The sequence below is a fragment of the Myxococcus sp. AB036A genome (assembly GCF_006547355.1).
Taxonomy (GTDB): Bacteria; Myxococcota; Myxococcia; order Myxococcales; family Myxococcaceae; genus Myxococcus; species Myxococcus virescens.
Map to the genome: position 1 here is coordinate 25,849 of NZ_VHLC01000088.1, position 13,422 is coordinate 39,270.

A 13,422-nucleotide genomic window follows, 5' to 3' on the forward strand; every position below is an offset into this window, starting at 1 on the left:
CCGAACGAGTCGCACGACACGCCAGTCCCGTGCAAGGGCGGCACTCCTACCCTTGCGGCCAGCAAGTATTGGGGTTCCAAACAACTTGCCGGCTTGACGGGCAAGCCGTCCGGATTCTTCCCGTGTTTCCGTGAAGTCTCATTCCCAGACATGGCTGGGAATGGACAGACGCGCGCGGCGCCTACGCGCTGGCGGCGGCCAGGTCCTGCAGCTCCTGCCAGCGCGTGTACAGCCGGTCCACCTCGGCGACGGCGGCGTCCAGCTCCTTCTGCACCTCCGCCACCTTGGGGCCGTTGCTGTACACGGCGGGGTCGGCGAGCTGGGCCTCCAGGCCGGCCTTGCGCGACTCGGCGGCCTCGATGGTGGCTTCCATGCCGTCCAGCTCGCGCTGGTCCTTGTAGGAGAGTTTCCCGGGCTTGCGCGCGGCCTTGGCGGGCGCGGGCTCATCCTGCTTGGGGCCCGGCTTCGGGGGGGCGGGGGCCGCGGCCTTCGCGTCCGCCTGCTCCTTCAGCCGCCGGTACATGGCGTAGTTGCCCTCGTAGCGGGTGACGCGGCCTTCGCCTTCGAAGGTGAGGATGCTGGTGGCCACCTTGTCCAGGAAGTACCGGTCGTGCGTGACGAGCAGGGTGCTGCCTCCGAAGTCCAGGAGCAGCCGCTCCAGGATGTTGAGGGTGACGATGTCCAGGTCGTTGGTGGGCTCGTCCAGCACCAGCACGTTGGCGCCCTCCAGGAACAGGCGCGCCAGCAGCAGCCGGTTGCGCTCACCGCCCGACAGCGCCTTCACCTTCATGCGCTGCATGGGCACGGGGAAGAGCAGGTCGTCCAGGTAGTCGCGCAGGGCAATCTTCTGGTCGCCCAGCTCCACCCAGTCCTCGCCCTGCGAGGCCGCTTCGTACACGGTGGCCTCCAGGTCGAGCTGCGCCCGGCTCTGGTCGTAGTACGCCACCTTCGTGTTCTTCCCGATGACGAGCTTGCCGCCGTCGGGCTCCACCTCGCCCAACAGCACGCGCAGGAAGGTCGTCTTGCCCACGCCGTTGGGGCCCACCAGGCCCACGCGCTCGCCGCGCTGGAGGCGGAAGTTCACACCGTCCAGCACCTTGCGGTCGCCGAAGGCCTTGTTCACGCCCTCGGCCTCGATGACGGTGTGGCCCAGCCGGGGCGCCGCCGCCACGCGCAGCTCCGCCACCTTGGGGCGCTCGAAGCCCTTCTCCGCCATCAGCTTCTGCGCGCGCTCGATGCGGGCCTTGCTCTTGGTGCGGCGGGCCTCCGGGCCCTTGCGCAGCCAGGCCACTTCCTGGGCAATCCAGCGCTCGCGCTTGTGCTGCGCCAGTGCGGCGTTCTCCTGCGCCACCAGCTTCTGCTCCACGTAGGCCTGGTAGTTGCCGGGGTAGGACGTGACGCCCGCGCCGGGCTGGATTTCGACGATGCGGTCCACCAGCCCGTCCAGGAAGTACCGGTCGTGCGTGACGAGCAGCAGCGCCCCGGGCAGCTTGTCCAGCTCCTCCTCCAGCCAGTCCACCGTGTCCGCATCCAGGTGGTTGGTGGGCTCGTCCAACAACAGCAGGTCCGGCCGCGTCAGCAGGGCCCGGGCGATGGCCACGCGCTTGCGCAGGCCGCCGGACAGCTGCGCCACGGGCCGGTCCCAGTCCTTCACGCCCAGCCTGTCCAGCAGCGTCTTCGCGTGGTGCTCGGTGTCCCAGCCGCCCATCTGCTCGATGCGGTCGCTGAGCGCGGAGAACTGCGTCATCAGCTTCTCCTGCTCTTCCGCCGGGGCGGACTCCATCCGCTTCGCCAGCTCCGCGTGGGCGGCCAGCGCCTCCTTCAGCGGCCCCTGGGACACGGACAGCTCGGAGGCCACCGTGGCGCCTTCGGGGAACTCCGGCTCCTGGGGCAGGTAGGTGACGCGGGCGCCGCGGCGCAGCTGGAGCTCGCCCGTGTCGGCGCGGGCGGCCCCGGCCAATATCTTCATCAGCGACGACTTGCCGGAGCCGTTGACGCCCACCAGGCCCACCCGTTCCCCCTCCTCGATGGTGAAGGTGAGGTCCTGGAAGACGGTGCGGCTTCCGAAGCTGAGCTGGACGTTGGCGGCGCGGAGCAGCGTCACGGTATCGGACTCCTGAAAAGGCGAAAGGCGCCCCTCGTTGAAGAGGGACGCCTTCCTTACCGCCAGAGTGCGGCGGATGCGCGGACTACTTGCGCGCGGCCTGCTCGGCGGCCAGCTTCTCCTTGTACGCCGCCATCAGGGCCTCGGACTCGTTGCGGGGCACCGGCGTGTAGCGGGAGAACTCCATCGTGTACTCGCCCTTGCCCTGGGTGGCGGAGCGCAGGTCCGTGGAGTAGCCGAACATGGTGTTCAGCGGCACCTCGGCCACCGCCGTGACGTAGCCCTCGGCCGTCTCGGTGGAGAGGATGGTGCCACGGCGCTGGTTCAGCTGACCCACGACGGAGCCCTGGAAGTCCTCGGGGGCCTGGACCTCCACCTTCATCATCGGCTCGAGGATGATGGGCTTGGCGGCGGCATATCCCTCACGGAAGCCCATGATGGCGGCCGTCTTGAACGCCATTTCGGACGAGTCCACCGCGTGGAAGGCGCCGTCGTTGATGACCACGCGCACACCCACCACGGGGAAGCCGATGAGGCTGCCCTTCTTCACGGCCTCGATGAAGCCCTTGTCGCAGGCCGGGATGAACTCGCGGGGGATGGAGCCGCCCACGATGTCGTCCACGAACTCGTACTGCTGCACCGCGTCCGAGGGCAGCGGCTCGATGTAGCCGCACACGCGGGCGAACTGGCCGGAGCCACCCGTCTGCTTCTTGTGCGTGTACGCGAACTCGCCCTTCTGGCTGATGGTCTCCCGGTACGCCACCTGCGGCTTGCCGGCCTGGACCTCGCAGTTGTACTCGCGCTTCATGCGCTCGATGTAGATCTCCAGGTGGAGCTCACCCATGCCGCGGATGATGGTCTGCCCGGACTCCTCATCGCGGTGCACGCGGAAGGTGGGGTCCTCCTTGGTGAAGCGGTTGAGCGCCTTGGAGAAGTTGGCCAGCGCGGAGCGGTCCTTGGGGGCCACGGCGAGCGAAATCACGGCGTCCGGGACGTGCATGGACGTCATCGTGTAGTTCACCACGCCATCGGTGAACGTGTCGCCGGACGCGCACTCGATGCCGAACAGCGCAACGATGTCACCCGCGGTGGCCTCGTTGATGTCGTTCATCTGGCTCGAGTGCATGCGGACGATGCGCGGAACCTTGACCTTCTTCTGGTTCGACTGGTTGATGATGAAGTCGCCCTTCGTCACCCGGCCCTGGTAGACGCGCATGTACGTCAGCTGCCCGTAGCGGCCGTCCTCGAGCTTGAACGCGAGGCCAACGAAGGGCTTCTCCGGGTCAGAGTCGAGGATGACCTTCGCCTCGTTGTTCTTCTGGTCCAGCGCCTCGTTCGTCGCCTCTTTGGGGTTGGGCAGGAACGCGCAGACGGCGTTCAGGAGCAGCTGCACGCCCTTGTTCTTGTACGCGGAGCCGCACATGACCGGCGTCATCTTCAGGCCGATGGTGGCCCGGCGGACGGCGGCGATCAGCGCCTCGTTGGAGATGGGCTGGTCGGCGAGGAACAGCTCGCCGAGCTGGTCGTCGACCTCGGCCACGCCTTCAATCATCTGCTGGCGGCGCGTCTTGGCCTCCTCGAGCAGCTCCGCCGGGATCTCCTCTTCCCGGATGTTCTCGCCGCTCTCACCATCGAAGTAGTACGCCTTCATTTCGATGAGGTTGATGAGACCCTTGAGGCGGTCCTCGGCGCCGATGGGCATCTGCATCTGCACCGGGTGGTGGTTCAGCTTCTCCTTCAGCTGAGCGGCCACGCGGTCATAGTTCGCGCCGGAGCGGTCCATCTTGTTGACGAACGCGATGCGCGGGACGCGGTAGCGCTTCATCTGGCGGTCCACGGTGATGGACTGGGACTGCACGCCAGCGACCGAGCAGAGGACCAGGATGGCGCCGTCGAGCACGCGGAGCGAGCGCTCCACCTCGATGGTGAAGTCGACGTGTCCCGGGGTGTCGATGAGGTTGATGTTGTACTCGCCCCACATCGCGAACGTGGCGGCGGACTGGATCGTGATGCCCTTCTCACGCTCCAGGTCCATGTTGTCCATGATCGCGCCCACGCCGTCCTTGCCGCGGACCTCGTGGATCTCGTGAATCCGACCCGTGTAGAACAGGATGCGCTCAGAGAGCGTCGTCTTGCCCGAGTCGATGTGAGCGGAGATACCGATATTTCGAATCTTCTCGATGGGTGCGTTGGCGGCCACGATCCGGTCCTTCTTCTCTTGAAAGTGCCTGACGGAACAGAGCAGGCGGGGCCTCTACTTCCCACAGGACGTAGTTTCCAGCCAAATCCGCATGGAAATTGACCCACCTGGGCCTACCTCCACCCACTCAATGCCGTTTTCAGTTGGGGTTTCTTAACGATGAGCGCGACAAAAAACTTCTCCCTCGCCCGAGCCTGGCTGGACGCTTTCAACGCCTATGACGTGGACGCGCTGGTGGCGCTCTATGCCGAGGACGCCACCCATACGTCCCCCAAAATCCGGGTGCTGCACCCGGAGACAGGCGGGCGGCTGGTGGGGCGGCAGGCCTTGTCCGCATGGTGGAAGGCGGCCAACGCCCGGCTGCCGGGGCTGCGGTATGAGCTGGTGGCCCTCACCACGGACGAGGAGCGGGTGTTCATGGAGTACCTGCGCCATGCGCCGGGGGAGGCCCCCATGCCGGTGGCGGAGGTCTTTGAGGTGCGCGACGGCCGGATTGTCGCCTCGCGGGTGTACCACGGCTGAAGTCCCCCACCTTCCGTGAAGTGGGCTAGCGTGGCCGCCAATGGCGAAGAACTCGAACCCCAGCGCCTTCGACAGGGACTTCGGTTACCTGATGCCGTTCCTGGACCGCGTAGCGGCGGCCGCCTCTGACCTGGAGGATGCGTCCGCGCGCGCGGAGCTCACCCGGCTGATGGTGGAGGAGAAGGCGCGCTGGCAGCGCATCCAGGAGCTGCTCGGAGGGGCGGCGGGCCGCGGCGCCGCGGCGCCCACGCCGGCCCGGGAAGCGCCCGCAGAGGCACCCCGGCTGGCGCGGGGCTCGGCGGACGAGCTGCACGAAGCGGCCCCTCTCGCCACGGGCCTCACGGTGGGCAGCCTCAGGGGCAGCCGCTGAGCTGGTCCAACGCGTCGAAGGTGGCCGCCTTGTAGGCCTCCGACAGCGTCGGGTAGTTGAAGCACGTCTCCACGAAGAGCCGGGCAGTGGAGCCGGTGAGCAGGGCGGTGAGGCCCACGTGCACCAGCTCGGAGGCCTGGGGCCCCATGACGTGCACGCCCAGCAGCTTGAGGCTCTCCCGGTGGAAGAGCAGCTTCAGCAGGCCGTGCGTGTCTCCCAGAATCTGTCCGCGCGGGTTGGTGGCGAAGGCGGCGCGGCCGGCCACGTAGGGCACGTTCAGCTTGCGCAGGGCCTCCTCCGTCTCTCCGGCCATCGACACTTCGGGGATGGTGTAGATGCCGTAGGGCAGCACCGGGGCCATGGTGCGCACACCGCCCAGGTCGAACGCGTGCTCCACGGCGATGCGCGCCTGGTCCATGGACGTGGAGGCCAGCGCCGGGAAGCCGATGACGTCCCCCACGGCATAGATATGGGGCAGGGCCGTCTGGTAGGTGGGGCCCACCTCCACCTGGCCGCGCGGGCCCACCTTTACGCCCAGGGCCTCCAGCCCCAGGCCCGCCGTGTTGGCGGTGCGGCCGGAGGCGACCAGGACCTGGTCCGTCTCCAGCACGGCGCCGGAGGAGAGCCGCATCCGGATGGGGGTGTCCTCGTCCTGTGGCGCGTCCACCTGCTCCACCACCTGCCCGAAGCGCAGCTGGATGCCGAGCGCCTCCATGCGCTGGCCCAGCAGCGCGGAGAACTCGTCGTCCAGGAAGGGCAGCAGCTCCTCGCGCGTCTCCACCAGCGTCACCGGGATGCCCATGGCGGCGAACATGCAGGCGTACTCACAGCCGATGACGCCGGCGCCCACCACCACCAGCGAGCGCGGCAGCCTTTCGAGCTCCAACACCTCGTCCGAGTCGTGGATGCGCGGGTCCTCGAAGGGGTACAGCGGCGGCCGGTACGGCGACGAGCCGGTGGCCACCAGGATGGTGGCGCCGGTGAGGCGCCGCTCCGGGGAGTCCTGACGCCGCACGACGACGGTGTTCGCGTCCACGAGCGCGCCGGTGCCCTGGATGATTTCCACCTTGTGGCGCTGGAGGTTGCGGGCAATGCGCTCGCGCTCGATGTCCTTCACCCGCCGTTCGCGGAAGAGGAAGTCGGACACCGTGGCCTCGTGCTGCAGCGTCGTCTCCACGCTGTACAGCCCCCGGGCCCGGAAGCCGGACAGGTGCAGCGCCGTCTCGCGCAGCGTCTTGGAGGGAAGGGTGCCTGTGTTCGCCGCGGTACCCCCCAGCACGGGCTCCCGCTCCACCACCGCCACGCGTTTGCCCGCCAGCGCCGCTTGTACCGCGCCCCACTCACCCGCCGGGCCGGAGCCAATCACCACCAGGTCGAAGTCCGCCATGGGCGCGAAGGTACGCGACCCCGCCGGTCGTTTGAAGGCAATCCCCCGTGCCGCCGGGGCGGATGCCGCGCCGCCGTTCCGTGCCGTGTTGCGTCCGGCGCGACGCAGCCCACGTTCCTGAAGGACGCAGCCTGAAACATGTCACGCGTGTGTCCGCACGGGATTCCTGCGGGATGTGCTGCGGCACGTCCCTGGCCCTGATGTTGCTAGGCCCCGCCGTGATTCGCCAGGCCGCTTCGGCGGACCTGGCCCCGGTCGTCGTCGGTCTCACGGCTCGGAGTCACGTTTTGAATCATGGCGACTGAGACGCCACGTCGGACGTGGGCGCGACGATGCGGGCTTTGCCAGGCGGCAGTCTCCTGACTGCCGCCTCATTCTTGGAAGGAACGATGGGAGACGCGCTCTTTGGTTACGACATGGTCCTGCAGGTCACCCAGAATGAAATCAACTCGCAGTTCTCCAGGTTGATGCAACAGGGGTACATCCGCTCCCTGCTGAAGACGAACGGGCTGGCCACCGCTGGCGGTGCCTTTGGCGGCGGCGCGATGACCTTGACCTCCTACCTGAGGGGCTACATCGCGGCGCCCAGCGTGGCGCAGCCGATGGTCATCCTGGCCTCTGGTGACAACCCCCAGCAGTGCCTGTTTCAGTTCGCCCTGCAAAGCCAGCCGCTCACGCAGACGGTCATGGAGCAACTCGGTTTCACCCAGGCCCAGGTGGACGCCGCGTTCGCTTCCCCTCAGCCAGGCCCCGATAACTCGCAGTACGGGCTGCTGGTGAATCATGAGGACATCGCATTCGGGAGCAACGGCGAGGCCCAGACGCTGCCGAATCAGACAGTCTATTACTGGCTGAAGCGGACGTCGGTCACGGTGGGCACCACCACGACCTATTCGAACTACCTGGTGCCGGGGTTGTTCTACATGTCGGGAGGCCTCTACCCCACCCTGGTGGACCTGTCTGGCCTGCCGCTGCGCTTCACGGTGAACCTGGATTCCATCCCCACCACGCCGCAAGGCATCGCCGAACTGGTCGACAAAGGAATCATGCCGCCGCAGGTGTTGGACACCATCAACGGCAGCGGCTTCAACAGCGCGTATTTCTCCTTGAAGCAGTTGTTCCTGAACTTCGACACCACCGACTTCACGCAGTGGAGCACGACCGCGCCGCCTACCAGCACCGCGGTGACGGGGGCGTCGATCGACACCGCCAGCAACACGTTCTCCGTCTCCACCACCACCCTGGCGCAACTGGTAGGGGACCCGGGTTTCCTCACCGAGGTGAGTGTCGCGCTGCAATACGCCTTCGGCGTGGGGGCGACCTACGACGGCAACCCCTCATCCACGCCGTACATCATCGGCGTCACGGTGACCTCCTCCAACCCGGCGCAGACGGATCCCGACAGCACCCCCCTCCTGGTGCCTACCTCGGTCGGCTTCTCCAGCCTCCGCAACACCGCCGACAGCGGACTGTCCGTCCTGAACTACCAGGTGATGGGCGGCGGCAACGCCAATCCCATCCAGCCGGCGCCCAGCGTGGGCACGAACTTCGTCACCTCCAACGACTATTCGGGCGAGCTGCTGTTTTCCGAGGACGTGTTCTTCAGGCCGGAGATCTTCAACCCCCTGGTGCAGGCGCTCACCTCGGTACATGCCCCTCCTGCCTCCTGGCGGCAGAACGGGATGACCTTCACCTATCAGACCTCCTATGAGTGGCTGGTCCGCAGCACGCCGCCACCGGACAACCGGGTGAAGACGGGCACCTATATGAAGGTGACGCAGAAGGAGAGCCCGAACTACACCATCGCGGTCAGCGGCAACACGGTCAACGTCTCGGGCTCGCTGTCCATCACCCAGAAGCTCGCGGCCACGCTAGAGGTACTCAGCATCGAAATCCCCCTTGTCTGGAGCGTGACCTGCCAGACCTCGTTCTCGCAGGCGCTGACGCTGGCGGTGGGCGGAAATGGCTATGACCTGGTGGTGAATCACTCTCAGGCCACTTTCAGCAAGCCGGTGAACGGCCCGCTCGAATCGAATAACTGGGAGGCGGGTCTGAGCTCCTTCGTGGTCCAGACCGCGTGGGCCATCATCGACCAGTTGTTTCCCACGTCCAAGTTGATTCAAGAGCTGAACCCGGCGCGGTACACGGTGGATGTGGTGCATGCGCAGATCAACAACACCTTCAACAAGCTCAACTCCCAGTTGAACAAGGGGCTGACGGGCGGCGCCACCGGCAACTTCATCTCACCCACGGGGGCCGTGTTTCTCCTGAACGCACCGCGCTTCAACGATGCATTGGCACTGCAAATGGACGTCACGTACGGCGTTTGACGGAGGAACCTTCACATGACCACGACACCTCGCTCGTCCACCACCAGCGTCGTCATCCCCAGCACGCTGCCGAAGAACCCGTCGCTGACTGTCAGCGCCAGCGGCTCGTTGATGAAGAATTACCTGCCAGCGCTGCCGATTGCCCCCGGCGGCCAGGTCACCGCCGCCTGCGACTCCAACGGCTACCCCATCGTTTTCTCCTTTGGAGCCGACAGCGGGGATTTCTATGCCATCGTCAACACGCGCAATGACCCCACGGGCTGGAGTCAGATTGACTTGCTGCCAGGGGTGTCCGCGCTGGGCAAGCCGGTCTATTTCGCCAGCGGGCAATTGAGCAACGGCAACCTCTGCCTGTTCCTGGCTTGCCAGGATGCTGCCTCCGGCGCGGTGAATACCTATGTGGCCGGACCGCTGTCCAACAACCTGGAGGTGACCGACCTGTCGCAGCTGGCTGCGCTGTGGACCCCCACCGGCAACCCGCTGTCTGGCTCGAGCGTGAGCCGCGCCAGCATCAGTCCGCTGGACGATGGCAAGGGCTTTGGCATCCCGATGATCGCCGTGGGCCTGGTCGCCCCCGGCGCGACGGACGTGCTCACCTACTTGATGCAGGCCACGGTCAACACCACGACCGGCGCCATCACCTGGAACTGGACCTCCTTTCCCTCGCCCACCGACGCCCGGACGGTGCTGGACTCCGCGCCCGGAGCGGTCTCCGACCTGGGGCAGGGCCTGTACATGCTGTACGCCGGCCAGGACGGCAGCACGCACCTCGTCTTCAAGACGCTGCTCAACGAGTTCGGGCGGGACTACGTGCGGGCGCTGCCCGTACCCGCGGGCCAGAACAGTCTACAGACCACCGCGGGCAGCGGCGGCACCAGCTATCTCTATGCCGGCGGCGCGGCGGGAATCGTGTTCTGGAACGCCAGTGCCCAGCTCGAATCGAACGCGCCGGGCTGGACGGCCGCACAGACTGTCGCCACGGGCGAACAGCTGCCGGGCATGGCCGCTGGTGGGCTCGTGGTCCGGCAGAGCTTCAGCAAGTCCAACGCGCTCTCCGCCTGGGCGCTCTCCGGCAGCAACCTCTACCTGCTCAGCCAGTTCGAGCATCAGGGGGCCCTGCACTGGACGACGCCGCTGGTGCTGAAGACCGGCATCTCGCGTATCGCGCCGCTCATCAATCCCGCGACCCGCGCCAACGAATTGGTGTTCCTGACCACCGACTGGGAGCGTCAGAAGGCCATTCACTATCTCTGGCAGGACCCGGCCACCACGCTCTGGCAGGAGGAGACCATCCCCCTGTACAGCAGCGACAAGGTGCAGGAGGTCAACAGCTACAGCACCAGGCTCAGTTTCCGCGTCAACGGCCAACCCCCGGCGGCGCGCCTCCCGTTGACCCTGACCAGCGCCAGCTTCCAGAGCCTGTTGATCAACGGCCTGAAATACACCGTGGACGCCGGCGCGAGCGTGGAGGTCTCGACCAACGTCACCGGTGAGCTGGACATCATCCAGCAGATCCAGGACCTGGCGGTCTCCACCTTCACGCTGACCAGCAGCGCCTTTACGGACACGCTGCGGATCAACCCCGCGAGCAACGTCTACAAGAAGCTGGCCGCCGTGCGGACCGGCGCGGACATCCCCGTGCTGCCGCCCACGCTGCCAGAAGGCGTGACGGCCGACCAGATCGCCAGTGCCATCGCCCAGATGATGGCCTTCCAGCCAGAGCAGTCCTACCCCACCGAGGTCATCAGCGTCGTGGGGCCCACGCCTCAGGCCAAGAGCGGGGCGCACATGGCGCGGCCGCCCCAGGCGTTCGCGCTGTCCTTCGGTCCGCAGGGGCTCCTCCGATACCACTCGGGCGCCGAGGCGTCCCAGTTCAAGCTGGTCGAGGACGTGGGCGAGTGGATCGTCGACGCCGTGGGCGACGTGGTGCAGTTCATCGGCAATGTGGTGGACCAGATTGGCCACATGTTGTTCGAGGTCGCGGAGACGGTGATCAAGATCACCCTCAACGTCGCAGGCCGCGTCATCAAGTTCGTCATCCAGAGCTTCGAGCAGCTCTTCGCCTTCCTGACGGTGCTGTTCAAGGCGCTGAAGGTTGGCATGGAGAAGCTGATTGGCTGGCTCGGCGAACTGTTTGGCTGGGATGACATCTGGGCCACGCACCTCGTCATCGCGAAGACGCTCACCGGCGCCCTGGAGGCGCTGTCCAAGGAGGTGCAGGAGGACTCGGCCCGGCTCAAGAAGAAGATGGCGCGCATCATTGCCGAGCAGCTGGGCTTCGCCCGCGAGAACTTCGCGAGCATGAAGGTGCCAGCGAGCGTCGCGTCCATGGTCCCCAGTGAAATGGCCGCGGCCACGCAGCAGAGTCACCCCGGCATCAACTTCGACACGCCCATCGCGAGCTGGTCCAGCTACCAGACGCAGTACAGCGGCATGCTCCTGGGCGGCGGTCCCGTGGGAGACCTGCCCGCGCCGGTGCAGAAGTTCATCGACGACGTGCTGATTCCCACCTCCTTCGTCCTCGTGAAGGCCATTGAAGAGGACTGGGAGAACCTGAAGGCCGTGTTCACCGGGGAGGGGAAGACCGTCGAGCACATCGTCACCTTCCTCCAGGGGCTGGCGAAGACCATCATCGACACGCTGGAGATACTGCTGCTGGGCTGCGTCGACTACCTGCTCGACCTCGTGCCGTGGGTGGTGAGTCTGTTGACCGAGCCGGTCAACATCCCGTTCCTCTCCGGCTTCTACACGTGGCTGACCAGCGCGCTCGGGAAGGGCGAAGCCCCGCCGGAGGAGCTGTCGGCGGTGAACCTCATGTCGCTGCTGGTGGCGGTTCCCTATACCTACCTCTACAAGCTCGCCAACGACGGCCAGGCGCCATTCTCTGGGGACCCGCTGGACCTCTGGACGAGCATGACGCGAGTGGACACGGCAGAGGGCGCGAGCAAGAAGGAGGCCAGCATCGCGGCCCGGCGCTATTCGGTGATTGGCGCGGGAGTCGCTTCGATTGCTGGCTGGCTCGCATCGCTGATGGGCTTCGTGCGAGTCAGCATGGATGCGGCACGGCTGAAAGGAGCGCTTGGCAAGTGCCTGCTGGTCTCCAGCCTGACCATGGGGGGGATTGCCGCCGCATTCACCTTCCCCATCCAAAGCCCCGCGATGGAGGGCACTGCGTACCAGATGCGGGTCCTCGTGTGGATCGCGAGCCTCCTGCGTCTGGGCTCCACGGCGCTTCCCATCAGCTCCGCCGCGGTGCGTGGCACGATCAAGGCATGCTTCGACGCTGGCATCGGCGTCACCGCCATCAGCAGCGACATCCTCGGCTCTCCGCGCAACTCGACCTGGTGCAGCGACGTCTGCTCCAACCTGGGCGGCGTCATCACCGGCGTCAGCACGGCGATTGTGGCGGTCCAGCCCGAGGCCGCGGTCACCATCATCGCCGGCATGGGCCTGTCCTATCTGGGCGGCAATCTGGTGGCGCTCATCACCGCGCTCTCGACGAACATCGTCAAGGCGGAAGCCCTCTACTTCCAGAACTTGGGCGGCTGAGTCGCCTTCAGCCTCGCGTCGAGGAGCGCCACCAGGGGTTACCCATGGCGCTCCTCGCACGCGGGGGCGTGGGCTCGCATGTCGCGCGGCACCCAGCCATGCTTCGTGGGGAGGGAACGAAGGCCCTAGGGAGCCGAGGGCGCGCGTCCTTCGTAGCGAAGCCCCTCGCGGACCTCATCGTCCGTCAGCAGCCGGAAGGTGCCTTCGGGGATGCCTTCCAGGTCCACGCTGCCAACGGCCTCGCGGTGCAGCGCTCGCACGGGCAGGCCCACCGCGCCGAGCATCCGCTTCACCTGGTGGTGCCGGCCTTCCGTGAGCGTCACCTCCACCGTGTGCTCGTCCCGCACGTTCACCTTCGCGGGGCGGGCGGGGCCATCATCCAACGTCATGCCCCGGCGCAGGGGCTCCACCCGCTCGTCGCTCGCGGTGCTGAAGACGGTGGCCACGTACCGCTTTGGCAGGTGCGCGTCCGGGGACGTGGCGTGAGCCACCAGCTTGTCGTCGTTGGTGAAGAGCAGCAGGCCCGTGGAATCCACGTCCAGGCGGCCCACGGCGTGCCACGTGTATCCAGCCAGCTCCGGCGGGAGCTGGGGCAGCAGCGCCTCGAAGACGGTGCCGGTGCGGTGCTGCCGCTCCGTGGAGGACAGCAGGCCCGCGGGCTTGTGGAAGGCCAGCACCCGCGTGGGCGGGGCCTCCAGGGACACGACGAGGCCGTCCACCTTCACGGTGGCGCCCGGCGGCACGGGCGTCAGCGCCATCTTCGCCACGCGGCCGTTGATGCTGACGCGGCCGGCGCGGATGGCGTCCTCCGCTTCCTTCTGGGGAAAGATGCCCGCGCGGGCCAGCGCGCGCGACAGCCAGTCCGGCTTCTCCTTGCCCTCCCAGCGTTTGTGTTGCGGCGGCGGCTTCGGCTTGTCGGGCTTGCGAGGCATGGGCGCGGCACTGTACCCGGGCGGGCCT

The 13,422-nt window shown here is 66.9% G+C and carries 8 protein-coding genes; 4 read left to right on the forward strand and 4 right to left on the reverse strand.

Features of this window, described 5'->3' with window-relative positions; translation table 11 throughout:
• Positions 1-181: 181 nt before the first annotated feature.
• Both FL344_RS28730 and fusA read right to left on the reverse strand, forming a co-directional pair.
• Complete coding sequence (locus FL344_RS28730) at positions 182-2,104, reverse strand: ABC-F family ATP-binding cassette domain-containing protein (RefSeq protein ID WP_141620781.1); 1,923 nt, start codon at positions 2,102-2,104, stop codon at positions 182-184.
• A gap of 85 nt (positions 2,105-2,189) precedes the next feature.
• Positions 2,190-4,304, reverse strand: coding sequence for an elongation factor G (gene fusA / locus FL344_RS28735; RefSeq protein ID WP_141620782.1), 2,115 nt, complete (start codon positions 4,302-4,304; stop codon positions 2,190-2,192).
• A gap of 159 nt (positions 4,305-4,463) precedes the next feature.
• Here fusA and FL344_RS28740 point away from each other — a divergent pair, with 159 nt between their 5' ends.
• Entirely contained in the window at positions 4,464-4,826 is a 363-nt protein-coding gene (locus tag FL344_RS28740; protein ID WP_141620783.1) for a nuclear transport factor 2 family protein, read from the forward strand.
• Positions 4,827-4,866: 40 nt separating this feature from the next.
• Positions 4,867-5,196 carry an encapsulin nanocompartment cargo protein EncD gene (encD, locus tag FL344_RS28745; RefSeq protein WP_141620784.1) on the forward strand — a complete coding sequence of 110 codons (330 nt, stop codon included), beginning with the start codon at positions 4,867-4,869 and terminating at the stop codon, positions 5,194-5,196.
• Here encD and sthA read toward each other — a convergent pair.
• Positions 5,180-6,583 carry a Si-specific NAD(P)(+) transhydrogenase gene (gene sthA, locus FL344_RS28750; RefSeq protein ID WP_141620785.1) on the reverse strand — a complete coding sequence of 468 codons (1,404 nt, stop codon included), beginning with the start codon at positions 6,581-6,583 and terminating at the stop codon, positions 5,180-5,182. The two genes, encD and sthA, sit on opposite strands and share 17 nt — an antisense overlap.
• A 389-nt stretch (positions 6,584-6,972) precedes the next feature.
• Here sthA and FL344_RS28755 point away from each other — a divergent pair, with 389 nt between their 5' ends.
• Together FL344_RS28755 and FL344_RS28760 are read left to right on the forward strand one after the other, a co-directional pair.
• A complete protein-coding gene (locus FL344_RS28755; RefSeq protein WP_141620786.1) occupies positions 6,973-8,913 on the forward strand; it encodes a hypothetical protein in 1,941 nt (646 codons plus the stop codon).
• Positions 8,914-8,928: 15 nt separating this feature from the next.
• Complete coding sequence (locus FL344_RS28760; protein ID WP_141620787.1) at positions 8,929-12,462, forward strand: hypothetical protein; 3,534 nt, start codon at positions 8,929-8,931, stop codon at positions 12,460-12,462.
• Between the two features lie 125 nt (positions 12,463-12,587).
• Here the strand turns inward: FL344_RS28760 and FL344_RS28765 are convergent, their stop codons facing one another.
• On the reverse strand, positions 12,588-13,394 hold the full coding sequence (locus tag FL344_RS28765; RefSeq protein WP_141620788.1) for a pseudouridine synthase: 807 nt from the start codon (positions 13,392-13,394) through the stop codon (positions 12,588-12,590).
• Between the last annotated feature and the right edge of the window lie 28 nt (positions 13,395-13,422).

Excerpts from the sequence above, each read along its gene's own strand:
- FL344_RS28765 (WP_141620788.1), bottom strand. The coding sequence starts at position 13,394 with ATGCCTCGCAAGCCCGACAAGCCGAAGCCGCCGCCGCAACACAAACGC.
- FL344_RS28755 (WP_141620786.1), top strand. The coding sequence starts at position 6,973 with ATGGGAGACGCGCTCTTTGGTTACGACATGGTCCTGCAGGTCACCCAG.
- sthA (WP_141620785.1), bottom strand. The coding sequence starts at position 6,583 with ATGGCGGACTTCGACCTGGTGGTGATTGGCTCCGGCCCGGCGGGTGAG.
- encD (WP_141620784.1), top strand. The coding sequence starts at position 4,867 with ATGGCGAAGAACTCGAACCCCAGCGCCTTCGACAGGGACTTCGGTTAC.
- FL344_RS28760 (WP_141620787.1), top strand. The coding sequence starts at position 8,929 with ATGACCACGACACCTCGCTCGTCCACCACCAGCGTCGTCATCCCCAGC.
- FL344_RS28740 (WP_141620783.1), top strand. The coding sequence starts at position 4,464 with ATGAGCGCGACAAAAAACTTCTCCCTCGCCCGAGCCTGGCTGGACGCT.